Source organism: Microlunatus parietis (genome assembly GCF_013407955.1).
Lineage (GTDB): Bacteria > Actinomycetota > Actinomycetes > Propionibacteriales > Propionibacteriaceae > Microlunatus > Microlunatus parietis.
The window spans coordinates 4897112-4920212 of sequence record NZ_JACCBU010000001.1; the positions used below are offsets into that span (position 1 = coordinate 4897112).

The 23101-nt window shown below is 69.7% G+C and carries 24 protein-coding genes; 15 read left to right on the top strand and 9 right to left on the bottom strand.

All coding sequences use genetic code 11. The features are described 5' to 3' along the window. Positions 1-18 precede the first annotated feature (18 nt). Together BKA15_RS23515 and BKA15_RS23520 are read left to right on the top strand one after the other, a co-directional pair. On the top strand, positions 19-492 hold the full coding sequence (locus BKA15_RS23515; protein ID WP_179754904.1) for a DUF6194 family protein: 474 nt from the start codon (positions 19-21) through the stop codon (positions 490-492). Between the two features lie 64 nt (positions 493-556). Then, a complete protein-coding gene (locus BKA15_RS23520; RefSeq protein ID WP_179754906.1) occupies positions 557-745 on the top strand; it encodes a hypothetical protein in 189 nt (62 codons plus the stop codon). Here BKA15_RS23520 and add read toward each other — a convergent pair whose 3' ends face one another. Further along, positions 746-1753 (bottom strand): adenosine deaminase, encoded by a 1008-nt coding sequence (gene add, locus BKA15_RS23525; protein ID WP_179754908.1) that lies wholly within the window; start codon positions 1751-1753, stop codon positions 746-748. Positions 1754-1832: 79 nt separating this feature from the next. Here add and BKA15_RS23530 point away from each other — a divergent pair, with 79 nt between their 5' ends. Beyond that, the gene (locus BKA15_RS23530; protein WP_179754910.1) at positions 1833-2342 is read left to right on the top strand and encodes a GNAT family N-acetyltransferase; all 510 of its coding nucleotides are present in this window, start codon (positions 1833-1835) and stop codon (positions 2340-2342) included. Positions 2343-2462: 120 nt separating this feature from the next. On the opposite strand, the gene BKA15_RS23535 is transcribed toward BKA15_RS23530, so the two are convergent. Both BKA15_RS23535 and BKA15_RS23540 read right to left on the bottom strand, forming a co-directional pair. Further along, positions 2463-3038: a TetR/AcrR family transcriptional regulator gene (locus BKA15_RS23535; RefSeq protein ID WP_179754912.1), complete on the bottom strand. Its 576-nt coding sequence runs from the start codon at positions 3036-3038 to the stop codon at positions 2463-2465. Further along, positions 3035-3916: a CPBP family glutamic-type intramembrane protease gene (locus BKA15_RS23540; RefSeq protein ID WP_179754914.1), complete on the bottom strand. Its 882-nt coding sequence runs from the start codon at positions 3914-3916 to the stop codon at positions 3035-3037. The genes BKA15_RS23535 and BKA15_RS23540 overlap by 4 nt, the downstream gene beginning before the upstream one ends. Before the next feature lie 128 nt (positions 3917-4044). Here BKA15_RS23540 and BKA15_RS23545 point away from each other — a divergent pair, with 128 nt between their 5' ends. Genes BKA15_RS23545 through BKA15_RS23560 form a run of 4 tightly spaced genes read left to right on the top strand, consistent with a single transcriptional unit; the run spans position 4045 to position 7745 of the window. Continuing rightward, a complete protein-coding gene (locus tag BKA15_RS23545; protein ID WP_218871546.1) occupies positions 4045-5337 on the top strand; it encodes a sensor histidine kinase in 1293 nt (430 codons plus the stop codon). Then, on the top strand, positions 5313-6002 hold the full coding sequence (locus BKA15_RS23550; RefSeq protein ID WP_179754916.1) for a response regulator: 690 nt from the start codon (positions 5313-5315) through the stop codon (positions 6000-6002). Before BKA15_RS23545 ends, BKA15_RS23550 begins: the two co-directional genes overlap by 25 nt. A gap of 28 nt (positions 6003-6030) precedes the next feature. Continuing rightward, positions 6031-6981: a Gfo/Idh/MocA family protein gene (locus BKA15_RS23555; protein WP_179754918.1), complete on the top strand. Its 951-nt coding sequence runs from the start codon at positions 6031-6033 to the stop codon at positions 6979-6981. After that, a complete protein-coding gene (locus BKA15_RS23560; RefSeq protein WP_179754920.1) occupies positions 6969-7745 on the top strand; it encodes an SDR family oxidoreductase in 777 nt (258 codons plus the stop codon). Before BKA15_RS23555 ends, BKA15_RS23560 begins: the two co-directional genes overlap by 13 nt. Here BKA15_RS23560 and BKA15_RS23565 read toward each other — a convergent pair. Then, complete coding sequence (locus BKA15_RS23565) at positions 7739-9166, bottom strand: MDR family MFS transporter (protein WP_312879233.1); 1428 nt, start codon at positions 9164-9166, stop codon at positions 7739-7741. The genes BKA15_RS23560 and BKA15_RS23565 overlap by 7 nt on opposite strands. 352 nt (positions 9167-9518) lie before the next feature. Between BKA15_RS23565 and BKA15_RS23570 the strand changes: the two genes are divergently transcribed. Both BKA15_RS23570 and BKA15_RS23575 read left to right on the top strand, forming a co-directional pair. Then, positions 9519-10271 (top strand): phytanoyl-CoA dioxygenase family protein, encoded by a 753-nt coding sequence (locus tag BKA15_RS23570; protein ID WP_179754922.1) that lies wholly within the window; start codon positions 9519-9521, stop codon positions 10269-10271. A gap of 24 nt (positions 10272-10295) precedes the next feature. After that, a complete protein-coding gene (locus BKA15_RS23575; RefSeq protein WP_179754925.1) occupies positions 10296-10604 on the top strand; it encodes a DUF4326 domain-containing protein in 309 nt (102 codons plus the stop codon). A 3-nt stretch (positions 10605-10607) separates the two neighbouring features. Here the strand turns inward: BKA15_RS23575 and BKA15_RS23580 are convergent, their stop codons facing one another. From BKA15_RS23580 to BKA15_RS23595, 4 genes are read right to left on the bottom strand one after another with little or no spacing between them, the layout of a single operon-like run. Beyond that, the gene (locus BKA15_RS23580; protein ID WP_179754927.1) at positions 10608-11696 is read right to left on the bottom strand and encodes a Gfo/Idh/MocA family protein; all 1089 of its coding nucleotides are present in this window, start codon (positions 11694-11696) and stop codon (positions 10608-10610) included. Then, positions 11693-12151: a MaoC family dehydratase gene (locus tag BKA15_RS23585; protein ID WP_179754928.1), complete on the bottom strand. Its 459-nt coding sequence runs from the start codon at positions 12149-12151 to the stop codon at positions 11693-11695. The genes BKA15_RS23580 and BKA15_RS23585 overlap by 4 nt, the downstream gene beginning before the upstream one ends. Next, positions 12148-13287, bottom strand: coding sequence for an extracellular solute-binding protein (locus BKA15_RS23590; RefSeq protein ID WP_179754930.1), 1140 nt, complete (start codon positions 13285-13287; stop codon positions 12148-12150). Before BKA15_RS23590 ends, BKA15_RS23585 begins: the two co-directional genes overlap by 4 nt. Continuing rightward, positions 13284-14435, bottom strand: a complete 1152-nt coding sequence (locus tag BKA15_RS23595) for a CaiB/BaiF CoA transferase family protein (RefSeq protein ID WP_312879234.1) — start codon at positions 14433-14435, stop codon at positions 13284-13286. The genes BKA15_RS23590 and BKA15_RS23595 overlap by 4 nt, the downstream gene beginning before the upstream one ends. A gap of 82 nt (positions 14436-14517) precedes the next feature. Here BKA15_RS23595 and BKA15_RS23600 point away from each other — a divergent pair, with 82 nt between their 5' ends. From BKA15_RS23600 to BKA15_RS23620, 5 genes are all read left to right on the top strand, one after another. Beyond that, positions 14518-14853 carry an L-rhamnose mutarotase gene (locus tag BKA15_RS23600; protein ID WP_179754934.1) on the top strand — a complete coding sequence of 112 codons (336 nt, stop codon included), beginning with the start codon at positions 14518-14520 and terminating at the stop codon, positions 14851-14853. Between the two features lie 9 nt (positions 14854-14862). Further along, positions 14863-15867 (top strand): LacI family DNA-binding transcriptional regulator, encoded by a 1005-nt coding sequence (locus tag BKA15_RS23605; RefSeq protein WP_179754936.1) that lies wholly within the window; start codon positions 14863-14865, stop codon positions 15865-15867. Positions 15868-16076: 209 nt separating this feature from the next. Further along, positions 16077-17084 carry an ABC transporter permease gene (locus BKA15_RS23610; RefSeq protein ID WP_179754939.1) on the top strand — a complete coding sequence of 336 codons (1008 nt, stop codon included), beginning with the start codon at positions 16077-16079 and terminating at the stop codon, positions 17082-17084. After that, a complete protein-coding gene (locus BKA15_RS23615; RefSeq protein WP_312879235.1) occupies positions 17081-17986 on the top strand; it encodes a carbohydrate ABC transporter permease in 906 nt (301 codons plus the stop codon). The genes BKA15_RS23610 and BKA15_RS23615 overlap by 4 nt, the downstream gene beginning before the upstream one ends. Before the next feature lie 26 nt (positions 17987-18012). After that, a complete protein-coding gene (locus tag BKA15_RS23620; RefSeq protein ID WP_179754941.1) occupies positions 18013-19638 on the top strand; it encodes a type 2 periplasmic-binding domain-containing protein in 1626 nt (541 codons plus the stop codon). 19 nt (positions 19639-19657) lie between these two features. Here BKA15_RS23620 and BKA15_RS23625 read toward each other — a convergent pair whose 3' ends face one another. After that, positions 19658-19915 carry a hypothetical protein gene (locus BKA15_RS23625; RefSeq protein ID WP_179754943.1) on the bottom strand — a complete coding sequence of 86 codons (258 nt, stop codon included), beginning with the start codon at positions 19913-19915 and terminating at the stop codon, positions 19658-19660. A gap of 299 nt (positions 19916-20214) precedes the next feature. On the opposite strand from BKA15_RS23625, the gene BKA15_RS23630 reads away from it, so the two are divergent. After that, positions 20215-23097: a DUF2961 domain-containing protein gene (locus BKA15_RS23630; protein ID WP_179754945.1), complete on the top strand. Its 2883-nt coding sequence runs from the start codon at positions 20215-20217 to the stop codon at positions 23095-23097. Positions 23098-23101 lie beyond the last annotated feature (4 nt).

A 23101-nucleotide genomic window follows, 5' to 3' on the forward strand; every position in this document is an offset into this window, starting at 1 on the left:
TAATGGAACGCTCGAACCATGGAACTCGAGGAGATCGTCGATCAGCTGGCCGCGCTGCCTGGGACGCTGGTGCTTCGGTCGGGTCCGGGCGACGGGACGCCGGAACTCGCCTGGGGCGATGTGTTCTGCTACTACGCACCGGACGGTGTGCTGCCGACGGCGACGCAACCGTTCGTCACCGTCGTGACCAAGAACTACCCGGACGACGAACGGTCCCGGCTGGACCGGCCAGGCGCATTCCGGGTTAACCTGGCCGCCGGCCGGGACGCCTTCGTGGAGCAGGTCGGGCACCTGCCCCGCGAGTCCGGGCTGCCGAACGACCGTGACCCGAGCCGGGAGGACGTGGTGATCGCCCACCCGGTCTACGGCTCGCTCGGCTGGCTCGCCGTCGTGAATCCGGGGCCACAGACCGCCGGCGTCGTCCGGGAGTTGCTGACGAAGGCGTACGACCTGGCGAAGGGCCGGTATGAGCGACGATCGGGCCGGCCTTGACCTTAAGTGGAGAACCGGGCCCCCAGCACCGTGCTGGGGTGGCCGAGTATTCGGCTGGCGGGCCGTGTTCCTGGTGGTGACCGGGATCTGGTGTGCCCGGCCGCTGCTGCCGCGCGGCACCCTGGCGTTGCGCCGCGGCCTGGGCGCCACCGTCGGCCTGAGCGCCGTGCTGTCGGTGCACCGGCTGGAACTGGCCGCCGACGTCGAGCGGGCCGGGTCGCCGCGGGAAACAGCCTGCTCGGCTCGGCCATGATCAGTGCCGGCGGCGTCGCGGTCGGCTATGCGAGCCGAGCCAGCTCTTGATCCCGGCCCGGAGTCGCTGCTTCAACTCGGCCGGCGCGGCGGAGGCGTCGACGGACTGCTCGGCCAGGGCGGCGAGCACGGTGTCGGTGCGGCCCAGGTGGTCCCGGACCAGGGCGTACTGTCCGGCCAGGTCGACGCCGAAGATCAACGGATCGTCGGTGGCCAGCGCCACCGGCACTCCGGCCGCGGCGAGTTGATCAAGAGGGATCGAGGCCAGATCGGCGACCACTCCGAACGGTGGGTACGACGTCGGGCACACCTCCAGGGCGATGCCGCGCCGGGCCAGGAGGTCGAGCACGGCGGGATCCTCGACCGCGGTCAGCCCGTGCCCGACCCGGTGTGCGCCGAGCAGTTCGATCGCCTCGCGGACGTGCCAGGCACCCTGGTAGAACCCGGCGTGCGGCACGGCGAGCAGACCGGCCTCGGTGATCAGCCGGAAGGCCGGCACGAAAGTCGCAGTGCGGCCGCGCCGCTCGTCGTTCGACAACCCGAAGCCGACCACACCGTGCGGCCGGTAGCGCACGGCCAGCTCGGCCAGGCGCTCCGCGTGATCGGCCGGCGCGCCCCAGCTGGCCGCGATGATCACTCCCGCCGGCCGTCCCCGTACCGCCGCGAGCACGGCCTCGATCACCGCCTCCAGGCTGCCCAGGTGCGGTGCGTACGCGGTCGGGTCGACCTGCAGCTCGACCCAGCCGGCGCCGGCGGCCTGGTCGTCGGCAATCGCCTCGGTGACGATCCGGTGGATGTCGGCGGCGGTCCGGACGGCGCTCCGGGCGGCGTCGTAACGATCTTGGAAGACCTCCCAGCCGTGCGGTACCGGGCCCGCGGGATCGACCGGCGGCAAGGGCGGCAGGCCATGCCGGGCCGCCAGCTCGTCGGCCGTCTCGGGCCGCATCGAGCCGGTCAGATGCAGGTGCAGGTTGGCCTTGGGCAGGCGTCGAAGATCACGGCCGGTCATGGTGTCATGATCATCGCAGACCGTCGGAACCCGTGAATACTGGACAGCGGTCCCGCACCTCGTACCGATGAGAGAACTGATGACCTCACTGTTGATGCGCCGGCCCGACCTGGCGGCGCTGCCGGCCGCCCCGAACGGCACCGAGGTCGCCGGCCCCGCGGACGGGGACGGCCTGGCCCGGTTGTTGACCGCCTGCTTCGACGAACCCTGGGACATCGAACGCGTGCACCGCGACCTGCTCGACGACCCGACCGTGACCAGGACCTTCGTCCTCCGCGAGGGGGACCGGATCATCGCGACCGCGTCGGCCCGGACGCTGCCGGACCGCTATCCCGGCGCCGGCTATCTGCACTGGGTCGCCACCGACCCGGCGGACCGCGGACGCGGCATCGGGTTCGCGGTCGTCGTCGCGGTGCTGCACCGGTTCGCGGCCGAGAGCCTCGGCGCCTCGGTGCTGGAGACCGATGATCACCGGCTGGCCGCGATCAAGCTCTATCTGCGGCTCGGCTATGTTCCGCAGTATCCGGAACCTGATCATGAAGGACGCTGGTCGGCGATCTTCCCGCGGCTGCTGGGTGGGGCAGCCTGACGGCCGGATCACCCGGTCCGATCACCAGCCAGGCGCATGGCGTTCCCCGAGGACGTGGTGATCGACGTCCAGTTTGATGGTCCCCATGTTCCAGGCCTCCACAGGTATACGGCTGTCGGACTAAGTGTGCATCGTGCCGGGCACGAGCACCGCGAGGTGCGAGTCGAGGACTTGTTTGATCAACGTCGCCCGGGTTCTCGGGGGCAGGGTGAGGCAGCGGAGGGCGAGGCCGTCGATCAGGGCGAGCAGGTGGGCGGCCTGGACGGCGGGGTCGGCGACGCCGAGGCCGGCCAGTTCCTGCTCGAACCAGTGGGCCACCTCGCGGTCGTTCTGCCGGGACGACTCGGCCAGCGCCGGGTGCGAGGCGGCGGCGCCGGCGAACGCGAGCCACACCTTGACCCGGTGCTCGCGCTGCTCGTCCAGCGGCAGCCAGAGCATGATCAACTCACGCAGCCGGCGGGGGGACGGCGGGCGCCGGAAGACCGGTTCCAGCAGGCTCAGGAACTCGGCGCCGGCACGGTCGAAGGCGGCCTCGATCAGGGCGTCCTTGCTGCCGAAGTAGTACTGCACCTGCGCCACGGACACGCCCGCCTCGGCGGCCACCGCCCGGATCGACAGGCCGGCCAGGCCATCGGCGGCGATCAACCGGACGGCGGCGTCCAGGATGTGCGCGCCGCGCGGCGGCTCATCGGTCATGACCAGCGCCCGCGGAGGAGACCGAAGCCGACCGTCGCCAGGATCACGTACCCGGGAATGATCAGAATCAGGTCCGGGCTCGCCAGCTCGACGCCGGAGCCAGTGGCCGAGCCGAGCAGGGTCCGGTTGATGATCAACAGCAGCAGGTGTGCGCCGACCCCGACCCAGATGCTGCCGGTGACCTGCCGGGCCTGGATCAGGCAGCAGCTCCACAGCACCAGCAGCATCAGATAGCTGACGGTGTCCTGGCCGGCCGGTGCGAGCGAATACCAGGGCGGCTCGCCGGCGCCGAGCGCCCGGGTGACGAGCGCGGTGATCGTCGTCGCCAGCCCGGGGGCGAGGACGAAGATCACGGTAGCGGCGGTCGCGGCGAGGAATGGGCGGAGCCGGCCCCGCAACGAGCTGTACGCCAGCCCGCGGAACGCCAGCTCCTCGGGAAACGTCTCGAGTCCGGTCGCCACGATCACGGTGACGCCCAGCCAGGCCAGCAGTGGGGCCGGATCGACGCCCTGGAAGTGAATTCCGCCGAGCACGGCCGTCGGCCCGATCACCACCAGCGCGGCTGCGGCGATCACTCCGACCCCGATGCCGAGGTCTCGGATGATCTTGCTGCGGCGGAATCCGTACCACTCGGCGGCGGACCGGGTGACCCGGGCCAACCAGCCGATCCCGGCCAGGGTGATCACCGTGCAGAGTGCGGCCTGCAGCAACGGGCCGGCCGGCCACGGCCAGCCCATCATGGTCGCGACCCCGAGTCCGATCCCGCTTGCGACCCCGAGCGCAACGCAGAAGATGATCATGGCTGCGAGGGCTCGGCCGAGGGTCAGTCGCCAGCTCGGTCGTCCGGTTGTCGTCGTCGGGGTCGTCTCCACGCTCATGCATACGATCGTACAGTACGTTCGTACAGGATGCCGCCTGCCGCCCGGCCGGTGGGGAGGCCTGCCCGACCCGGGGAGTAGGCCTGGGCCTACTGTGCCGTCGGCTCCGCGTCAGTAGGGTCACAAGCGTGTCCGCTCGCGCACCCTGGCAGGCCATGGTCCAGCCACCGCGACGCTTCCTGCTGTCGCGGTGGCCGTGGCTCTCGCTGGCGTACCTGCTCAGCGGAGTCGGCGTCGGTGTGGTGATCGGCGCCTGCTTCGCGCTGATCGTGATCGCGATGACGGTGATGGTCCAGCAGATCGTGGTGACCCGGCTCAGCCCGCAGACCGTGCTCGCCCTGGTCGGGGTGATCGTCCTGCTCTGCGTCTTCGTTCTCTGCGGGCTCGGCCTGGCCCGGGTGGAGCGCTTCCGGGTCCGGATGGTCGACGCCGAGCCGATCGACCGGCCGCGAAACCGCAGCGGGCACACCGATCTGCGGGTCTGGGCGGCCACCCGGCTCCGAGATCCGCTGACCTGGCAGGAGATCGGGTACGCGGTCGTCTGCACGATCCTCTGCCTGATGGACGGCGTCGTCCTGGCCGTGTTCGTGGCCCCGTTCGTGATGGCGGTGCTGTCGATCATCGACATCATCGCCGGCAGCAACGTCCTGGAATCGCTGGCCGTGGCCGTGATCAGCCTGGTCCTGGTGCCCTTCTTCGCCTACCTGGTGACCGCCTGGGCCGGCGCCCGGGCGGCGATCAGCCGGGCCGTGCTGGCGCCCAAGGAGTCCGAGCTGGGCCGCCGGCTGACCGAGGTGACCACGTCCCGGGCCCGGCTGGTCGACGCGTTCGAGTCCGAGCGGCGCCGGATCGAACGGGACCTGCACGACGGCACCCAGCAGCGGCTGGTCGCGCTGAGCGTCGAGCTCGGGCTGGCCCGGATGGACGTACCGGAGGGTTCGGAGGCCGCGGACCGGCTGGCGCAGGCCCAGGAGCAGGCCCGGCTGGCCCTGGTCGAGTTGCGCGAACTGGTCCGCGGCGTCTATCCGCAGGTCCTGGTCGAGCGCGGGCTGGCCACGGCGCTGGCCGACCTGGCCTCCCGATCCCCGGTCGCAGTGGACACCCGGCTGTCCGTCGAGGACCGCTATCCGTCGCCGGTCGAGACGGCGATCTACTTTGCGGTGGCGGAGGCCCTGACCAACGTCGCCAAGCATGCGAGGGCCGGACTGGCGACGGTGTCGCTGGACTGGCGCACCGACCGGCTGATCGCCGAGGTCACCGACGACGGGCAGGGCGGCGCCGATCCGTCCGTCGGGTCGGGCATGCTCGGCCTGGCCGATCGGCTGGCCGTCGTCGACGGCCGGATGTATGTGTCGAGTCCCCCAGGAGGTCCCACCGTTGTACGGTTCGAGGTGCCATGCCAGCCACTGACCTGCCCCTGACCGGGAAACGCGCGCTCGCGATCGTGATCGCCGAGGATTCGGTGCTGCTGCGATCCGGCCTGGAGAGCCTGGTGACCCGGTTCGGGCACCGGGTGGTCGGCTCCGTCGGCGACGCGACGTCCTTGATCGAGGCGGTCCGTGATCATGATCCGGATCTGGTGATCACGGACGTACGGATGCCGCCGGACTTCACCGACGAGGGCCTGCGCGCGGCCGTCCAGCTGCGCCGGGACCGGCCCGACCTGGCCGTGATCGTGCTCAGCCAGTACGTCCAGCAGGCCTACGCCGACGAGTTGCTCGAATCCTCGGGCGCCGGGGTCGGCTATCTGCTCAAGGACCGGGTGGCCGAGGTGACCCAGTTCGCCGAGTCGATCACCGAGGTGGCCGGCGGCGGCACCGTCGTCGATCCGGACGTGGTCCGGGCCCTGCTTGGCAGCCGGCGCGACCCGCTGCAGCGGCTCACCCCGCGCGAGCTGGAGGTGCTTGGCCTGATGGCGCAGGGGCAGTCCAATGCCACCATCGCGGCCAACCTGGTGGTCAGCGAGGCCGCCGTCGGCAAACACATCGGCAGCCTGTTCGGCAAGCTGGACCTGCCGCCGGAGTCGGACGGGAACCGCCGGGTGCTGGCCGTGCTGGCGTACCTGCGGCGGGGGGACCGGCGGTGATCATGATCACCGCCACGGGGAGGAGACCATGATCGACTTCGCACTGGTCGGCGTCGCCGACGAGCGGCACCGGTTGTTCGTCCATCCGGTGGAACGTCGCCGGGCCGGCGTGCACGTGGTCGGCTACAGCGAGCCCGACGAGACGGCTAGGGCCGAGTTCGCCGTGCTGCATGAGACGCCGGCCTTCGCCGGTCATCGGGAGTTGCTGGACGGCGCCAAGCCGACCATGATCGCGGTCGCCAGTCCGGTGGAAGTGACCGCCGAGGTGGTTCGGGACGCGCTGGCGGCCGGCGTCGATGTGATCGTCGCGCCGCCGCTGACCGGATCGCTGGCCGAGGTGGACCGGCTGGCCGAGGCCGCGACCGCGGGCGGCCGCCGGCTCGCGGTCGTGCACACCTACCGCAACCATCCCGCGTTTCGGCTGGCCCGCGAGCTGTTCGACCAGGGCCGGCTGGGCCGGATCCGGGAGGTCGTCCTGGAGGCGGCCGCCGAGGTGGCGGACGACGCGCTGGCCGCCGCGACGCGTGAGGTCCTGGAGTTGTTCCGCTGGTTCACCGGCGTGACCGAGGGCACCGTGACCGGCGGCGTCGGGGCGGGCACGACGGTGCGACAGACCGGCGAGACCGAGGAGTTGGTGATCATGTCCGTCCGGGGGAGCGGGCCGGACGGCGACGCCCTGGCCGAGGTGATCCGCCATCCGTCCGCGGCCGGCGACACGGTCGTGGTGCAGCTGATCGGCGACGAGGGCGCGGTGGCCTGGGAGGTCGGCAACGGCAGGTTCCGGTCCATGATCGGCGACCGGCCGTCCGCCGTGATCGCCTGCGGGCTGCCGGCCGACGAGGCGCAGTGGGTGCTCACCGACCTGATCCGGCGGCCGGCGCCGAGCACCGTGGCCGAGCAGCTGCTGAGCACCCGGATCTCCTTGCTGGCGGACGAATCCGCGCGGCAGGGTGGAGCCGAGCTCCGATGGCGGGTCTGACCCCGGTGCCGGGACTCGACGGGCGGCTGGCCCTGATTACCGGTGGCCGGCGCGGGCTGGGCCTGGAGATGGCCCGCGCGCTCGGCGCGGCCGGAGCCCGGCTGTTGATCAACGGCCGCGACGCCGGACCCTTGGGTGAGGTCTGCGCGTCGCTCCGGGCGACCGGGCTGGACGCTCGGCCCGCGGCGTTCGACGTCGCCGGCCCCGGTGCGGCCGAGGCGGTCGAGCGGCTCGCCGATGATCACGGCCCGATCGACATCTTGATCAACAACGTCGGTCAGCGGGATCGGCGCGGCGTGCTGCAGATGGACCAGGCCGACTTCGAACGGCTGGTCCGGGTCGACCTGACGAGTGCGTACACGATGAGCAGGGTGGTCGCCCGCCGGCTGGTCGACCTCGGCCGGCCGGGGTCGATCATCAACGTCTCGTCGGTGGTCGGCGGGCTGCTGGGCGCCCGGGCCGACGTCGCGTACACGGTGGCGAAGGCGGGTCTGGACGGCCTGACCCGGACCCTGGCCGCCGAACTCGGGCCGCACCGGATCCGGGTCAACTCGATCGCGCCGGGGCCGTTCGCCACCGAGACCAACGCACCGATCGTGGCCGACCCCAAGATCACCGAGTTCGTCACGTCCCGGACGGCGCTCGGCCGCTGGGGCCGGCCGGAGGAGATCGGCGGCATCGTCGCGTTCCTGGCCGGCGACGGCGCGTCGTACCTGACCGGTCAGACGATCGCCGTCGACGGCGGGCTCTCGACGACCTACTGAACGGACTCGTCGGTCTCGATCTTGCGCGGGATGATCAACACCGCGATCACCAGCAGGACGGCGAAGACCGCCGACCCGATGAACACCTGGTGGATCGCCGGCGCCAGCACCTCGGGCGGGACGTCGCTGCTGGTGCTGCCGTGGGAGCCGATCGCGCCCTTGCCGGCCAGCGAGGCGTTGGCGATCGCTCCGAAGACCGCGATGCCGATCGCGCTGCCCATCGACCGAGCGAACATGTTCGCGCCGGTGACGACGCCGCGGTGCTGCCAGCCGACCGTCGACTGGGCCGCGATCAGGGACGGGCTGGCGACCAGGCCCATGCCGAGGCCGATCAGGAAGCAGGTCAGCGCGACCACCCAGATCGAGCTGCCGACGCCCAAGGTGAACAGAAGTCCGGCACCCGCCAGCACCAGCACGGACCCGATCAGGCCGGTGTTGCGGAAGCCGATCCAGAGGTAGAGCCGGCCCGAGTTGGAGGCCGCCAACGGCCAGCCGATCGTCATCGCGGCCAGCGCGAAGCCGGCCACCAGGGCCGACGTGTGGAGCACCCCCTGGGCGAACAGCGGCACATAGGAGGTGAGTCCGATCAGGATGACGCCGACGGTCAGGCTGACCAGGTTGGCCCCGTTGAGGATCCGCCGGCTGAAGATCCAGCCGGGCAGGATCGGCTCGGCGGCCTTCCGTTCGACCAGCGCGAAGCTGATCAACAACAGCACGCCACCGCCGAGCACGGCCAGGCTGGGCCAGGAGATCCACGGCCAGAGCACGCCGCCCTCCAGCAGGCCGAAGATCAACAGCGAACCGCCGACCGTCAGCAGGACCGCGCCCGCGTAGTCGATCTTGTGCTTGGTCCGGGTCAGCTGCTCCTCGGTGAACTTGCGGACCAGCATCCAGACCGCGACCGCCCCGAGCGGTACGTTGACGAAGAAGATCCAGCGCCAGTCGAGGAAGTCGACGAACAGGCCGCCCAGCGTCGGCCCGACGACGGCCGAGATCGCCCAGACACTGGCCAGATAGCCCTGCACCTTGGCCCGCTCGGCCAGGGTGTAGATGTCGCCGATGATCGTCATCCCCATCGGCTGGACGGCTCCGGCGCCGAGCCCCTGGACCGCCCGGAACGCGATCAGGGCGGGCATGCTCCAGGCCAGCCCGCAGAGCACCGAACCGAGCACGAACGCGCCGATGCCGAACAGCATGATCGCCTTGCGGCCGATGATGTCGGCCAGCTTGCCGTAGATCGGCACCGCGACCGCCTGGGCCAGCAGGTAGATCGAGAACAGCCAGGGGAATTGGGAGAAACCGCCGAGGTCGTCCACGATCGCCGGCACGGCGGTGGCGAGGATCGTCGAGTCGATCGCCACCAGCCCGGCCGACAGCATCACCGACAACAGGACCGGACCGCGCTCGGACCGCAGACCCACGGACGCGCGGGTGATTTCGGGCTGGACCACAAACCCAACCAGAACACATCGGCTCCGAGCGGCCTTCCGCGGGGTCCCGAAGTTCCGCCCGGTCCGGAGTGAATTTCGGCCGGTTACACCCGGCGGAAATCAGCTGCGAAGCGTCCGGTGGTTTCGAACGTTCCCTGAGCCTGTCGAAGGGGAAGGGCTGGGTCAGGCTCGGCACTTCCGCCCTGCCCGTGCGAACGACCCTGGGCTGGCGGCTCCGTACCCCGGCCCGGGCCCGGCCCGTGTGTGCGACCAGCAAACTCGGGTGACAGCGCGTCCGGCAGCGTGGTCGGATCCTGGTTGGAGCCGCAGGAGGAGGTCAGGCATGGGGTTCGGCGACAGCGGGATCATCCGCGTCGACGGCGCCTTCCCCGGCCCGGCCGCCGCCGCGATGAGCGACCTGGTCTGGCAGGTGCTGGGCTGGAACTTCGGGTTCGACCGGGCGGACCGCTCGACCTGGGGTGAGTTCCGGAAACGACCGCTGGCCGAGGCCGGAGCTGCGCCGATCTTCGAGGAACTGCTGACGGACCGGCTGGCGGCGATGGTCGACGACCTGCTCGGCGAGGGAGGCTGGGAGTGGCCGTCCGACTGGGGCGATTTCTTGATCACCTTCCCCGGACCGACCGGCTGGCGGCTGCCGCACGAGGGCTGGCATCAGGACTGGGGCTTCGACGTCGATTGCGATCCGGTGCGCTGGGTCAAGGCGTTCGCGTTCCTCAACGAGGTGAGGCCGGGCGGTGGTGGGACGCCCGTGGTCACCGGGTCGCACCGCCTCGTGGGGAGGTACGGGAGCGGTCGCGCTCGTGATCAACAGGGTCGGGTGCTCAAGGGATCGGACCGGCTCTACGACGAGTGCGGCTATCTGCGGGACCTGGGATCCCCGGGCGACCCGGCCGAGCGGCGGCGCCGGTTCATGGAGCGCGAGACCGATGTGGACGGGGTCGGGCTGCGGGTCGTCGAGCTGACCGGGCGGCCGGGCGACGTGGTGCTGATCCATCCCTGGCTGGTCCACGCCGTCGCGCCCAATGCCGCCGCGACCCCACGGTTCATGCGGGCGCCGGTGTTCCGCTCCCGCTGAACTGGATTGCTACCGTGAGTGATCATGGCCCCGCGACGGATCCAGCTACGGCGCGCCGCCGGTTGGCGCAAGCCGGAGGGTGCGGTCGTCGTCGCCCGGCCGACTCGCTGGGGTAACCCGTTCCGGATCGAGCCCAAGCTCGGGCACGACCGGGACTGGGCGGTCGCGAGCTTCCGGGCGTTCCTGGCCGATCCGGAGTCCGCGGACCTCGACTACCCGTCGCGGGACGAGATCAGGGCGGAGTTGGCCGGGAAGGATCTCGCGTGCTGGTGCCCGCTGTCCGGTCCGTGCCACGCCGACGTCCTGCTGGAGATCGCCAACGGCACGGACTGACCCTCAGCCCGGCACCAGTTCGACCGATCGCGCCTCGTCGATCGACGTGTAGAGAGCCTCGACCAGTCGCAGCGTGCCGAGGTTGTCGGCGCCGGAGGAGCGCAGCGGGGTGCCGTCGGCGAGGTGGTTGAGCAGGGAGCTGATCGGGCCGCGGAAGGCGTCCGGGATCCACCGCGTCGTCACCGGGTACGGCAGCCAGCCGTCGGTCGGCAGCACGGTGCTGTGCAGTTCCAGCGTGTCCGGGCGGCCGCGCGGATAGTCGTACAGCAGACCGAGGGTGCCGCGGATCGCGCCCTTCGTGCCCTCGATCCGGAACGTGGCGCTGTTGTCGCCGTGCAGGTTGTCGTGATTGGCGTGGACCAGGGCCCGGACGCCGGAGCCGTACAGGTAGGTGGAGATGGTCCGCGTCTCGCCCCGGCCGGGTTGACCCGGCTGCCGGCCTGCGGCGCAGAACACGGCGTCCGGGTCGCCGAGGAACCAGCGGATCACGTCGTGGTAGTGGATCGAGTGGTACGTGATCTCCACCCGGTCCAGTGCGCGCATCCAGGGCCAGTCGTCGAAGAACGCGGTCCGGATGTCGACCATGATCGACATCGCCGTGACGTCGCCGATCCAGCCGAGTTCGATCATGCGGTGCGCGGCGGCGATGCCCTCGTCGAACCGGAGTTGCTGGTTGACCGCCAGCGCGACCTTCCGCTCGGCGGCGAGGTCGACGATCCCTTGTCCGGTGGCGACATCGGGGGCGAACGGCTTCTGGGCCAGCACCGGTCGGCCCGACTGGATGACGGCGCCGGCCAGCGCGGGCTGCGCGGCGGCCGTGACGGCGATGTCGATCACCTCGACCCGGGGGTCGGCGAGCAGTTCCTCGGCGCTGCCGTACGCGGTGCCGATGCCGTGCCGGGCCGCAACGTCCGCCGCCTTGGCGCGGTCCAGGTCGGCGATCGCGACGACCTCGAGACCGAGTGCGCGGTAGGCCGGGAGATGCGCGACGTCGACGATCGCGCCCGCTCCGATGATGCCGATCCGCCTCCGGGCGTGTCGGGGTAGCGTGATCCGGACCGCGTCACTGATCTCGGCGAAGTCGTCGATCATGACGGCTCGCCCCGCTTGTTCACCAGATACAGATGGGTGAGGACGGTGACCGTCTCGCCGTCCTGGTTGATCACGGAGACCAGCTCGTGCAGGTAGCCGAGCCGGGCCGGATCCTTGCGATGATCAGCCTTGTCGGTGACCTCGGCCGTGACGGTGATCGTGTCGCCGATGAACACCGGCTTGACGAACCTGATCTTGTCGTACCCGTAGCTCATGGCCTGCGGATTGATGTCGCCGGCGGTCATCCCGACCGCCATCGAGATGATCAAGGTCCCGTGTGCCATCCGGCGGCCGAACGGCTGGGTGGCACACCACGCGGCGTCGAGGTGGTGCGGGAAGAAGTCGCCGGTCTGGCCGGCGTGCAGCACGACGTCGGCCTCGGTCACGGTCCGGCCCTGGGTGGTCCGGGACTCCCCGACGGCGTAGTCCTCGAAGAATCGATCAACGGTCTTCATCGCAGCCACCGGTCCGCCGCCTCGTCCAGTCGGCGCAGCAGTTCCTCGTCGGTCAGTTCCCCGCGCAACGCCGCGGTGACCCACGGCGACGCGGTGTCCTGGAACTCCATGTATCCCAGGGACCGGGGCCGCAGATACGCACCTTCGAGGGTCGCTCGGGTGCCGCGGAAGAAGTCCAGGGTCTCGGCGTTGAGCCGGTCGTCGGCCCAGGCCGCCCCGTGCCCGGGCTGGCCGCCGCCGTCGAAGTAGACGCCGCGCTGCACCTCGGCGGAGGCGACCCAGAAGGCGAACCGGCGCGCCTCGTCGATCACGGCCGACGTTCCCTGAGCCTGGCGTAGGGCCGAGACGGCGATCCCGGCGCCGCCGAGCAGCGAGCCGGCGGGTGCGCCGTTGATCATCGGGATGTCGGTGTACCGGAGCCGGTGGGTCCGGAAGCCGGCCCGGCTGTAGTTGGTGTAACCGAACAGCAGCGGCGCGTAGCACCACCGATCACCGGTGGCGAGGGCTTCGGCGACCTGGATCGGGTTCTGGGTCAGGCACTCCGCCGGGACCAGCTCGGCCAGCCGGTGCAGCAGGTCCAACGCTTCCAAGCCGGCGTCGTGATCAAGGAACCGGCCGGGTTCGGCGGTGGGCGGGTGCCCGAGTCCGGTGGCGACCGTGATCAGACTGGAGTACGCGTCGATCGGCTTGGCCGGCCAGAGCACCCGGCCGTCCCGGGCCAGGTCCAGGACGGCGGGCCAGTCCGGCGGTGGCTCCGGCAGCAGGTCGGGCCGGTAGGCGGCGACCTGCGCGGCCACGTCGGTGGCCAGGCCGTACTGGTGATCATCGTGGCGGTAGCTCAGGTGTGAGCGGCCGACACGGTGCTCGGCCAGATCCCGAAGTTGATCATCGAAGCCGTGCCCGTCCAGCGGTGCCAGCAGGCCCTCGGTTGCTGCCGCCGGGATGTGTGGGTGATCGATCACCAGCAGGTCGTACTCGGCCGCCAGTTCGGTGAGCGGCTGATCGGCGAAGGCCTGCAGGGAACGGAATCGCCAGTCGACGGCCACTCCGGTGAGGTCACGGTAGGCCGCCGCGGCGGCGACCAGGCAGTCGTAGCCGCGTGGATGCTCCCAGGTGATCCCACGGAGCGTGATCATCCGACTCGCCCCTGCTCGATCAGGTCGTTGTGCTCGCCCAGCCGCGGCGCGGCGCGGTCACTGGTCAACGGCTCGCCGTCGACCCGGATCGGGCTGCGGGTCGTGATCAACCGCAGGTCGTCCCGGGTGACCTGCTGGGTCATCCGGGCGGCGGCGAAGCCGGGATGTTCGATCAGCTGCTCCAGCGTCAGGACGGGAGCGCACCACACGTCCGCGGCGTCGAGGATCTTCAACCAGTGATCGGTGATCTCGGTCCGCAGCCGCTCGGCCAGGGCCTCCTCGATCGCCTCCTGCTGGTCCCACCAGGCCGCCTCGTCGGTCAGGGTGGTCAGCCACTCCAGGTCGAGCAGCCGGCCGAGCTCCGGCACCGGATTCATGGCCAGCGCGAGGTGACCGTCCTTGGTCGGATAGGTGCCGTACGGCGCGGGCAGGAACGCGTGCGCCGAGAAGCGGCCGCCGCGCCGGACCGCGACGGTCGGGTCGTTCAGCCGGGTGCTCAACAGCTCGAACTGAAGATCCAGCAGGGCCTCCAGCAGGCTCGTCTCGACCAGCCCGCCGGCGCCGGTCCGGAATCGCCGGACCAGCAGCGCGGTCACGCCCTGGGCCAGATGGCAGCTGGTCAGGTGGTCGGCGATCGAGAGCCCGACCGGGACCGGCCCGGCCTCGGCGGAGCCGCTCAGCCAGGGCAGCCCGGCCAGCGACTGGGCGAGCAGGTCTTGGCCCGGCCGGTCGCGCCAGGGCCCGGCATCGCCGTACCCGCTGGCGCTCGCGTACACGATCGCGGGATTCAGGGCCCGGACCGACGGGTAGTCCAGCCCGATCCGCTCCATCACGCCGGGCCGGAAGTTCTGGATGATCACGTCGCTCGTCGTGATCAAGGACCGGATCCGGTCCAGGTCGGCCGGATCCTTGAGATCGGCCGTGATCCCGTACTTGTTCCGGTTCATGGCGTGGAACGACACCGTGTCGCCGTCGGCGAACCGGCCGGCGAAGGCCAGCTTGCGTCCGATGTCACCGCCCTGCGGCCGCTCGATCTTGATCACGGTCGCGCCGAGATCGGCCAGCCGTAACGCGGCCACCGGGCCGGCCAGGAACTGGCTGAAGTCGAGCACCCGAATGCCCTGCAGGGGCGGCTCCGTGCTGTCCACGCGCGACCTCCGTTGCTGCCGTTGACCCGGGACGGAACAGAACCGTAGCATGAACAAACGTTTGCTCACAGAGGAGTTGTCGATGCGGGTGGCCTTGCATTCGATCTTGAAGCCCGGCGCCGAGGCGGCGTACGAACGGGACCATCTGACGATCCCGGACGACCTCGTCGCCTCGTTCGCCCGGGTCGGGATCCGGGACTGGACGATCTGGCGGAGCGGGTCGGACCTGTTCCATCTGGTCGAGTGCGACGACTACGCAGCCGCCATGACGGCCCTGGCCGACGACCCGGCGAACCAGCGCTGGCAGGCCTTCATCGGGCCGTACGTCGATCACTTCGTCAGCACCGGCGACGGTCCGGAGGACCAGCTGCTCGGGCAGGTCTGGCGACTGGCGGAGCAGTGCGACGGCGTTCGGTAGCATCGCGCCATGGCACGTCTGGTCGATGTCGCGGCGGCTGCCGGGGTGTCGGTCGGGCTGGTCTCGCGGGTCCTGAACGACGACCCGGCGACCCGGGCCACCGAGGAGACCCGGCAGCGGATCCAGCGTGCGGCCGACCGGCTCGGCTATCGGCCGAATCATGCGGCCCGGGCGCTCCGGTCGGCGCGGACGTACACGATCGGGTTGGTGGTGCCGGACCTGACCAACGCGCTGTTCGCGGAACTCATGCGGGGCGTCGAGGAGGCGTCGGCCCGGCTCGGCTACACGGTCCTGCTCGGCCGGTCCGAGGCGCTGACCGACGAGTCCCGGATCTCCCGCCTGCTCGACGACGGACGGGTCGACGGCTTCCTGTTGCAGGGTCGCGACGCCGACACAACGGAATCGCTGGCCGCCATCGCCGGCACGGCTCCGGTGGTCGTGATCAACTCCCGGATGCGGCGCCGGCAGGGGAGCGTGATGCTCGATGATCAAGCCGCCGGCCGGATCGCCGCCGAATACCTGATCCGGCACGGCCATCGCCGGATCGGCCTGGTCAACGGGCTGCGGTCGCTGCCGACCGCACGGCTGCGGGCGGCCGGATTCCGAGCCGCGCTGCGCGACGCCGGGCTGCCGCTGCGGGCGAAGTCGATCACCTGGTTCGGCTACACGGTGCCGGACGCGGCGCCCGCCCTGGAGTCGATCATGGCCGCCGCCCAGCCGCCGTCGGCCGTCGTGGTCGGCAACGTGAACGCCGCCATGGGCGTGCTCACCGAGGCCCGCCGGCTCGGGCTGTCCGTGCCGGGCGACCTCTCGGTGATCGCGATCCACGACGCCTGGACCGCCGACCACACCTGGCCGCCGCTGACCACCGTGAAGCTGCCGCTGGGCCGCCTCGGTGAGCGGGCCGTCGAAGCGCTGCACCGCCGGCTCGACGGACGTCCCGGCGAGGACCAGCTCGTGGACGACGTGGCACCCGAGGTGATCGAACGGGAGTCCGTCGCCGGCCCGGCTTGAGTCGGCCAGTCGCCCCACGCGTCACACTCCACCAACTTTCCTGGCGCTTTACCAGGTCTACTTCTCTGGTAAAGCGCCAGTTTTTCACGTTACGTGAAAAACCAACCGTGCATAGGGACGCTCGCTCGCGTATCCATGCTATGGTTCCCGAGTACGCGTGAACAAACGTTTGTTCACTGCGGGACGGTTCGCAGGGGGCAGGGAGGCACATGCGAAACGCGGTAGCGGCGCGCGACTCGGCCGACCCGCCGGCGACAGCACCGCAGCGACCGGCTCCGAGCGGTGGCGGGGCCCGGGTGCGGAGAGCCGGGGCGCCGGGCTGGCGGAAGACGTTCCGACGGCACTGGCAGCTCTACCTGCTGGTGATCATTCCGCTGCTGTACTTCCTGATCTTCAAGTACATCCCGATGGTCAACAACGTGATCGCGTTCAAGAACTACAGCGTGGTCAAGGGGATCTGGGGCAGTCCGTGGGTCGGGACCCGCCACTTCGAGGCCTTCTTCCGGAACCCGGTCTTCTGGACGTTGATCAAGAACACGCTGATCCTGTCCGGCTATGCGGTGCTGGCCAGCTTCCCGTTGCCGATCATGCTCGCGGTGATGTTGAACGAGGTACGGGTCCGCTGGTTCCGGCGCACCGTCCAGTTGGTCACCTACGCGCCGTACTTCATCTCCACTGTCGTCGTGGTGTCCATGATCATCCTGATCCTGGCGCCGCGACTGGGCCTGGTGTCCCGGGCGTTCGGCTTCTTCGGGGTGGAGGCGCCCGATCTGCTGGGTGATCCGACCTACTTCCGGCACATCTACGTCTGGTCCGACGTCTGGCAGACCACCGGGTACGCGGCGGTGATCTATCTCGCGGCGCTGTCGGCGGTCGATCCGGCGCTGTACGAGGCGGCCAGGGTGGACGGCGCGTCGCGCGTGCGCCGGATCTGGCACGTCGACATTCCCGGCATCCTGCCCACGGCCATGATCATCCTGATCCTGAGCGTCGGCAACATCATGGCGGTCGGCTTCGAGAAGGTGTTCCTGCTGCAGAACCCGATCAACCTGATGAACTCCGAGGTGATCGCGACCTACGTCTACAAGACCGGCCTGCTCAATGCCGACTTCGGGATCGCCACGGCGGTGGGCCTGCTCAACTCGGTGGTCAACCTGGTCCTGCTGCTCGCCGTGAACGTCGCGGCGCGGCGGCTCAGTGGAAGCGGGCTGTGGTGAGGGCGACCGCGGTGAAGCCGACCCGGATCAAGGACACCCTGGTCGACCGCTGCTTCATGATCGCGGTCTACGTCCTGCTGACCGCGGGCATGATCGTGGTCCTGGTGCCGCTGGTCCACATCGTCGCCAGCTCCTTCTCCAGCCCGGCCGCGGTGTCGTCGGGTCACGTGCTGCTCTGGCCGGTCGACTTCTCGCTGCGCGGGTACGAGGCGGTGCTGAGCAACCCGCAGATCCTCACCGGCTACGGGAACTCGTTGTTCTACACCGTTGCGGGCACCCTGATCAGCACCACGTTGACGATCGCCATCGCCTATCCGCTGTCCCGGCGCGGCTTCCGCGGCCGCAACGTGATCATGACCCTGGTGTTGATCACCATGCTGTTCAGCGGCGGGCTGATCCCGACCTATCTGGTCGTCCAGCAACTCGGCCTGCTGGACACCCGGTGGGCCCTGCTGCTGCCGAACGCGATCGCCGTCTGGCAGGTGATCATCGCCAGGACGTACTTCCGCTCGGCCATCCCGGACGAGCTGGCCGAGGCTGCCGAACTCGACGGCAGCAGCGACCTCCGCTTCCTGTGGTCGGTGGTGCTGCCGCTGTCGAAGCCCATGATCGCGGTGATCGCGCTGATGTATGCGATCGGCCAGTGGAACGCCTACTTCGACGCGTTGATCTACCTCAAGGACAGCAGCCTGCAGCCGCTGCAGCTGGTGTTGCGCAACATCCTCATCCTCAACAATCCGGCCGCCACCACCGATGTCGCGCTGCAGGCCGACCGGAAGCAGTTGTCGGACCTGCTGAAGTACTCCCTCATCGTGGTCGCCAGCGTGCCGGTCCTGGTGATCTATCCATTCGTCGCCCGTCACTTCACCAAGGGCGTCCTGATCGGCGCGATCAAGGGCTGATCAACCGAATCTGCAAAGGAGCACTCATGTCACGCAATCGTGTCGCCGGCGCCGTCGGGCTGCTGCTGGCTGCGAGCCTCTCGCTGGCGGCCTGCACCGAGGCCGCGCCGCCGCAGGACGAGGATCCGAACGGTCCGGTCAAGCTGTCGGTCTTCGCGCCCCAGGGTGCCACCACCGATCTCAGTACCAACGCCTTCACCCAGCAGATGGCGGAGAAGTTCGGGATCGAGTTCAGCTGGGAGACCACGACCTGGGACGCCGGGGCTGCCGCGGAGAAGCGCCAGATCTCCTTGGCCAGCGGGGACTATCCCGATCTGTTCCTGCTGATTCCGTGGGTGGACCAGTTCAAGCCGACGGAGTTGATGAGGCTGGGTGATCAAGGCGTCGTGGTGCCGCTCAACGATTTGATCAAGGAACACGCGCCGCACATCCAGGCCGAGCTCGACGCGAACCCGGAGTACCGGGCGATGTCGACCGCACCCGACGGCAACATCTACGGGCTGGGCCAGTGGATCGACTGCTACCACTGCAGCTATCCCGGCAAGCTGTGGTTGAACACCGACTGGCTGAAGAAGCTGGACCTGAAGAGCCCGACCACCACCGAGGAGTTCCGTACGGTCCTGCGGGCCTTCAAGACCCAGGATCCCAACGGGAACGGGAAAGCCGACGAGGTGCCGCTGTCGTCCGCGGTCGGTTCCGACATCCTACCCTACTTCATGGGCTCGTTCATCGCCGGCGTCAACAACAAGAGCACCGTCGTCCTGAAGGACGGCACGGTCGACATCCAGGCCGACAAGGAGGGCTGGCGCGAGGGACTGCGCTACCTGCACCAGTTGATGGAGGAGGGCTTGATCGACAAGGGCGCGCTGAGCCAGAACCAGGAGGCCCTGCAGAAGCTGGCCGACAACCCGGGCGACGTGATCCTGGGCGGCGTGCCGACGCTGCATCCCCGGTTCTTCATCACCCTGGAACAGAAGGACAAGCGGGACGCCGGCTACAACGCGATCCCGCCGCTGAAGGGGCCGCAGGGCCTGGCCTACGCCTCGTACGCGGTCAGCTCGACGCCCGGCGCCACGTTCGTGCTGACCAACAAGGCGAGTGAGCGCGACAAGATCGCCGCGATCAAGATGCTCGACTATCTCTTCACCGACCAGGGCGAGACCGAGGGTGTGTTCGGCGTCGAGGGGAAGGACTGGGAGAAGCCCGGACCCGGCGACAAGCCTTTGGTGGAAGGCGTTCCGGCGCTGTACAAGGTGCTGCAGTCGCCGGAGAACACGGCCTGGCAGCCGCTGGCGCAGTATCGCAACACGCGCGAGTACCGCGGCGGGCAGGTGGTGTCGGACGACATCTACACCACCGCCGGGTACGAACGCCGGTTGCAGGAGGCCACCAAGCTGTACGAGGGTTCCGAGGACCGGTCGCTGATCTTCCCGTTCCACAGCGTCTGGGTCGCACCGGAGAACGCCGGCGAGCTGGCCACCCTGCAGACCAACATCGAGAGCTACATCGCCCAGAGCTCGGTCCAGTTCATGACCGGGTCGAAGAGCCTGGACACCGACTGGGACTCCTACGTCGCCGGCTTCGAGGGGATGGGACTGCCCCGCTACAAGGAGTTGCTGCAGGTCAGCTATCAGGATTCCGGTCCGCGATGACGCTCCTGATGGTCAGGAATCAGTAGGCCGTGAAGTAATAGCCCCACCGGCCGTTGTACGACCGCCATTGGCAACCCTGGGTCACGGTCTGCCCGTTCTCGTGCGCGGCCTCGACGTCGATCCAGCATTGCGTCGAATCCTGATAGGGGCCGTACACGGCGGTGACGCCGGCGTTCGCGCTGGTCGCGGTGCCGGCGCTGAAAGCCAGCACAGCAAGGCCTGCGGCGATTCCGTGCGCGATGATCTTCCTGGTCGAGGGCCCGTCGATTCGCTTCATGAATTCCCGCCTTTCCGCAGTGAATGAATGATCGGAAACCATTGTTGGCCGAGGTGTGAAGCCCGGGCAATTCCTGGAAAGTGAATATCGGATGTCCTGCCGGTATGGAATGCGAATTGGTCTAAAGGAATTGAATGCGCATCAGAAGTGTCGGCCGTTAGAATTCCGCTCCTTGTTCGGAGGCGGGACTCGTGTGGTGCGCCGGGAGCCGAGGTGAGCATGCGGACCGGTCCTTGACAGGCGGGCCGGGGATGCGGTTGCATCGCTCGAAATCGATTACACGGCCAGGAGGCAGTTCGATGCCGAACTCCACTCGCGGGCTCCGCCGGCTCACGTTCGTCCTCGTGCTGATGCTCGTCATCGGTACGGCAGCGCCTGCGGCAGCGAACCCACCGACCACGACGACCAGGACCAAGGCCGCCGAAGCCGTCCGGCACGGCACGGTCGGCTGGGACACCTTCCGCCGGCTCGACCGGCTCGCCGAGATCGGCCGGGACGCGAAGGCGCTGCAGTTCTCCAGCTTCGACCGCACCGACGGCAACAACGACGGGTTCGAGGGCACCTACTCGTGCCTGGCCGAGACCGACGCCGGCTGCGTGATCGCCGACCACACCGGGGCCGGGGAGATCACCTCGATCTGGTTCACCCGAGACGGCGGCGACGTCAGCAAGACGGGCAAGATCACCATCGAGCTGGACGGTGAGACGGTCGTCGACGCGCCGCTGCAGGACCTCGTCGACGGCAAGCTGGGCGCCCCGTTCACGTACCCGCTGGTCGCCAACGCCGACCAGAGCTCCGGCGGCGTCTACGTCAAGGTGCCGATGCCGTACCGCAGCCGGATGAAGATCACCACCCAGCACAACCCGTTCTTCTACCACGTGAACTACCGCACCTTCGCGACCGCGGACGGCATCGAGACGTTCGACCCGGCCGACCAGGCGCTCGACGTGATCGAAACGCTGCGGGCCGCCGGGACCGCGGATCCCAAGCCGGAGCAGCCGAATCCGCGGACGATCGACAAGATCACCAAGATCGCGCCCGGCGCGTCGGCGGTGCTGGCCGAGTCCGACACGGCCGGTGCGCTGACCGGGATCAAGCTCAAGCTGCCGCAGCTCGCGGTGACCCCGGTCGACCGGACCCGGACCGCGCCGAAGAAGCCGTCGCCGTCCGGGCTCGACCCGCGGAAGGCCCGCTGGATCCGGCCCGACCTGCGGACGGCGGCGGCCACCGGGGAGACCCGGCTGTCCGACGAGATCCTGGCCAAGGCCCGGCTCAAGATCACCTTCGACGGTGAGGTCACCGTCGACGTGCCGCTCGGCGAGTTCTTCGGCAGCGGGCTCGGGCTCTATCCGGTGAAGTCGCTGATGTTCGGCATGGACGTCAAGACCCGGACGCTGACCGCCTGGTGGCTGATGCCGTACGCCGGCAGTGCGCGGGTCGAGCTCTACAACGGCACCGACACCGAGTTGCGCGGCGCCGCCTCGTCGGTCGCGGTCTCGGACGACCCGGGCTGGGCCGAGCAGCTGGCCGACGGCACCGTCGGTCACTTCCGGGCCACCGCGAACCGCGAGCACGCCACCTTCGGCCTTGATCATCTCTTCCTGGAGGCGACCGGGACCGGCCGCGTGGTGGGCGTCGCGCAGACCGTCGAGGGCCTGATCCCGACCGGCAATCAGCGCAACTACCTGGAGGGCGACGAGCGGCTCTTCGTCGACGGCTCGGCGAGCCCGGACCAGCACGGCACCGGCACCGAGGACTTCTACGAGGGCGGCTGGTACTTCAACCGCGGCACCTTCAGCGCGCCGCTCACCGGCAACCCGTCGCACGAGCTGGCCGGCGGCGGCTGCGAGTTCGACTGCACCGGGCTGTACCGGTTGCTGCTCGCCGACGGGATCGACTTCGAGAGCATGATCAGGTTCGGCATCGAGCACGGTCCGGGCAACGACGCCGACGCGATCACGGGCTCCACGACCTTCTGGTACGGCAGCGCCGACCGCACCCTGCAGTGGACCGACAGTCTGGACGTCGGCGACGACACCAGCGAGACCGAGCACGACTACTCGGCGGCCGCGCCGGGCGAGGTGATCACCGCGACCAGCCGGTACGAAGGAATCGACGGGCCCGCCGAGCCGATCACGCTGGACGGCCGGGCCACGACGGGCAAGATCAGCTTCACGCTCGCCGTCGCCGAGGACAACCGCGGCGTGCTACTGCGCCGGCTGTCGGACCAGGCCGAGCCGTACCAGACGGCGCGGGTGAGCGTCGACGGCAAGGACGCCGGCCTCTGGCGGCAGCCGCTGGGCAACGCGACGCGACGCTGGCTGGACGACAGCCACCCGCTGCCGGCCGCGCTGACCGCCGGCAAGACGTCGATCACCGTGATCCTGGAGCCGACCGGAGACGCGAACTGGCATGCCGCCGCCTACCAGGCGCTGTCCCGCCGGCCGGCGGCACCGGACACCGAGGATCCGGGACCGGTGGCCGGACTGACCGCGGACGCCGGCGAGTCGACGGCCGTCACGCTGTCCTGGACGGCGGCGACCGACGACGACTACGCACCCCGGTACGAGGTGCACGCCTCGACCACGGCCGGCTTCACGCCGTCGGAGGACACGCTGGCCGGCGTCTCCCGGGGACCCGGCTTCGTGCACGCCGAACTCGACGTCCGGCAGACCTGGTACTACCGGGTCCGGGCCGTCGACGCCGCCGGTCACGCCGGGCCGTACTCGGACCAGGTGAGCGCGACGACCGGCGACACGTTGCGGATCGAGGCCGAGTCACTGTTCGCCGACGCCACCGCGACGGCGCCGCTGCAGGTGCAGGGCAACTGCTGCGGTGTCGCCTGGTCCGGCGGTGCGCAACTCTGGTTCACGCCCACCTCGGCCGACCAGACCGTGACGCTGACCTTCGAGCTGGCCACCGCCGGCACCTACGCGCTGACCGGGGCCCAGACCCTGGCCAGCGACTACGGGATCAACGAGTTGATCCTGGACGGCGAACGGCTCGGCGAACCGTTCGACGCCTACAACTCACCCGAGGTCAAGATCAGCGACCCGATCGCGTACGGCAGCCGGGAACTCGCCGCCGGGAAACACACCCTGGTGCTGCACGTGACCGGCAAGAACCCGGACTCGACCAGTTACATGGCCGGCCTGGACTACCTTCAACTCGTGCTGAGCTGACGTG

What these genes read in the sequence shown, in the direction of transcription:
- BKA15_RS23620 (WP_179754941.1), top strand. Translation starts at nt 18,013, where the DNA reads ATGTCACGCAATCGTGTCGCCGGCGCCGTCGGGCTGCTGCTGGCTGCG.
- BKA15_RS23560 (WP_179754920.1), top strand. Translation starts at nt 6,969, where the DNA reads ATGGCGGGTCTGACCCCGGTGCCGGGACTCGACGGGCGGCTGGCCCTG.
- BKA15_RS23585 (WP_179754928.1), bottom strand. Translation starts at nt 12,151, where the DNA reads ATGAAGACCGTTGATCGATTCTTCGAGGACTACGCCGTCGGGGAGTCC.
- BKA15_RS23570 (WP_179754922.1), top strand. Translation starts at nt 9,519, where the DNA reads ATGGGGTTCGGCGACAGCGGGATCATCCGCGTCGACGGCGCCTTCCCC.
- add (WP_179754908.1), bottom strand. Translation starts at nt 1,753, where the DNA reads ATGACCGGCCGTGATCTTCGACGCCTGCCCAAGGCCAACCTGCACCTG.
- BKA15_RS23600 (WP_179754934.1), top strand. Translation starts at nt 14,518, where the DNA reads ATGCGGGTGGCCTTGCATTCGATCTTGAAGCCCGGCGCCGAGGCGGCG.
- BKA15_RS23630 (WP_179754945.1), top strand. Translation starts at nt 20,215, where the DNA reads ATGCCGAACTCCACTCGCGGGCTCCGCCGGCTCACGTTCGTCCTCGTG.
- BKA15_RS23555 (WP_179754918.1), top strand. Translation starts at nt 6,031, where the DNA reads ATGATCGACTTCGCACTGGTCGGCGTCGCCGACGAGCGGCACCGGTTG.
- BKA15_RS23515 (WP_179754904.1), top strand. Translation starts at nt 19, where the DNA reads ATGGAACTCGAGGAGATCGTCGATCAGCTGGCCGCGCTGCCTGGGACG.
- BKA15_RS23540 (WP_179754914.1), bottom strand. Translation starts at nt 3,916, where the DNA reads ATGAGCGTGGAGACGACCCCGACGACGACAACCGGACGACCGAGCTGG.
- BKA15_RS23535 (WP_179754912.1), bottom strand. Translation starts at nt 3,038, where the DNA reads ATGACCGATGAGCCGCCGCGCGGCGCGCACATCCTGGACGCCGCCGTC.
- BKA15_RS23575 (WP_179754925.1), top strand. Translation starts at nt 10,296, where the DNA reads ATGGCCCCGCGACGGATCCAGCTACGGCGCGCCGCCGGTTGGCGCAAG.
- BKA15_RS23580 (WP_179754927.1), bottom strand. Translation starts at nt 11,696, where the DNA reads ATGATCGACGACTTCGCCGAGATCAGTGACGCGGTCCGGATCACGCTA.
- BKA15_RS23605 (WP_179754936.1), top strand. Translation starts at nt 14,863, where the DNA reads ATGGCACGTCTGGTCGATGTCGCGGCGGCTGCCGGGGTGTCGGTCGGG.
- BKA15_RS23530 (WP_179754910.1), top strand. Translation starts at nt 1,833, where the DNA reads ATGACCTCACTGTTGATGCGCCGGCCCGACCTGGCGGCGCTGCCGGCC.
- BKA15_RS23610 (WP_179754939.1), top strand. Translation starts at nt 16,077, where the DNA reads ATGCGAAACGCGGTAGCGGCGCGCGACTCGGCCGACCCGCCGGCGACA.
- BKA15_RS23550 (WP_179754916.1), top strand. Translation starts at nt 5,313, where the DNA reads ATGCCAGCCACTGACCTGCCCCTGACCGGGAAACGCGCGCTCGCGATC.
- BKA15_RS23625 (WP_179754943.1), bottom strand. Translation starts at nt 19,915, where the DNA reads ATGAAGCGAATCGACGGGCCCTCGACCAGGAAGATCATCGCGCACGGA.
- BKA15_RS23590 (WP_179754930.1), bottom strand. Translation starts at nt 13,287, where the DNA reads ATGATCACGCTCCGTGGGATCACCTGGGAGCATCCACGCGGCTACGAC.